2 protein-coding genes are annotated in these 1,995 nt (G+C 21.9%); both read right to left on the reverse strand.

All coding sequences use genetic code 11. The features are described 5' to 3' along the window. Positions 1–84: 84 nt before the first annotated feature. Complete coding sequence (locus ACTT9D_RS07270) at positions 85–780, reverse strand: methyltransferase domain-containing protein (RefSeq protein ID WP_440931117.1); 696 nt, start codon at positions 778–780, stop codon at positions 85–87. A 3-nt stretch (positions 781–783) separates the two neighbouring features. Beyond that, a partial coding sequence (locus ACTT9D_RS07275) for an ATP-binding cassette domain-containing protein (protein WP_440931118.1) occupies positions 784–1,995 on the reverse strand: 1,212 nt, incomplete at its 5' end.

Consider the following 1,995-nt stretch of genomic DNA (forward strand, 5'->3'; position numbering starts at 1 on the left):
GAGTTTTTAAATTTTAGCGTAAAATTAATTTTTTTAAGATAATTAATATTCTTTAATATTTTTTTTAACATTTTATAAAAATTTTTAATAAATTTTTATCCAATATTGTTTCAAAAGAAGACTTAAACCATTCGTGAAATAATTCTTGTTATTAATCCTAATTGTCCAGCTTCTCACAAGATCTCTTTTTTGAGGGTATAATTTTTTTTTCATATTAAATTTAAATAATTTAACTTTATAACTTTTACATATAGCTTTAATAAATTTTAAACTAAATATATTCCAGCCACTTTCTAATACATGAGTGTTATTTGGATTTTGATATTTAATGTAAACATTATAATCAAATTCATTAAAATGATGAAATAAATATATAATTCCATTTTTGTTTTTCATTTTTATTAAATTTGATAAAAATTTTTTTGGATTATCAGTTATACCAATAACACCAGAACAAATAACAAAATCATATTTTTTTTTTATAGATGTTTGAAATATATTTTTCTTAATAAATCTTATCTCATTGCCAAGTTTTTTTTTCGCTTTTAAAAGCAAATCTTCTCTCACATCTACTCCAGTAAATTTAATATTCTTAAATTTTTTCTTTAATAGATACAATAACTCTCCGTTTGCACAACCAACATCTAGTAAGGTGTATATTTTATTTTTTGAGATATCTTTCTTTAACTTTTTTGCTAGGTATAAAAAATTCTCTTTTGCATTTTCATATCTATTCTCTTTTAAATATAACTCATCATGTGTTCTTACATTTTTTTTCATAAATTAATCTAAACTTAAATTCTTAAATTCTAATATTTTTTTTCTTAATATAAATTTAGTAATTAGATCAGGTTTGCCAGATTTTTCAATAATTCCATTGTTTATATAAACCACCTTATCCATGTATTTGAGATTAGATATTTTATGAGTAATTAATAAGACAGTTTTTTGTTTTTTTAATTTATGAATCGAATTCATCACTATCTTATCATTCTCTGGATCTAAATTACTTGTTGCTTCATCTAAAAGAATTATTGGTCTGTTTTGGTATATTGCTCTAGCAATACCAATTCTCTTTTTTTGACCACCAGATAATTTTATACCTCTTTGACCCACATTTGTATTGTATCTATTTTGTAATTTATTAACAAACTCATTACAGTTAGACAATTCTAAAGCTTTGTCTAAATTTTCTTTGTTAAAATTCTTCGAGTCCCCCATAGTGATATTATTCATAATATTATCATCCAATATAAATGGTTCCTGTGGCAAATAACTAACAAGATAATTCCAATTATTTTCAAGTTCATGAATATTTATTTTATCAAATGTAATTTTTCCTTTAGATGGTTTGTACAAACCTAAAAATATATCACCCAAGGTTGTTTTACCCGAACCAGAGGGCCCAATTATTCCTACTGCTTCATTGGCTTTAAATTTTAATGATAAATTTTTTATAACTTTTTTTTTTGATGAATAGCCAAAAGAAATATTTTGGAAAGAAATAATTCCATCTCTTTTATAATCAACTTTATTTTTTTTATTTAAATTAAATTTTTTAATTTTTTTTTTTTTTAATTCGCTAGATATCATTTCAAAAGAAGGTTTGTAAAATTGTAGATTAACCATTATTGACGATATTGCTGAATAACTTGGTATTAATCTGATTAAACAAACTGCATATAAAGAGACTAATGGTATAATTTTTGAACCAAGTAAATCATAACTTAATAAAATTATACTCAAACAAATAGATACTGCTAAAAATTCAAAAATTAATCTAGGCAATTTATTTAACACCTCAATTATGATGACTTGAAAATTAGTTTTATTCAAATAATGTTCAAATTTATTAATAAACGGTGTTAAATTATTAATAACCTTAATTTCCTTAATAAAACCAAATGATTGATCAAGAATAAAAAACAACCTATCTCTATTCTTAAAATGTATTTCACCTTTTTTTTTTACTGATTTTTTTAATAACAAATAAAA

The sequence above is a fragment of the Candidatus Pelagibacter sp. genome (genome assembly GCF_052049815.1).
Taxonomy (GTDB): Bacteria; Pseudomonadota; Alphaproteobacteria; order Pelagibacterales; family Pelagibacteraceae; genus Pelagibacter.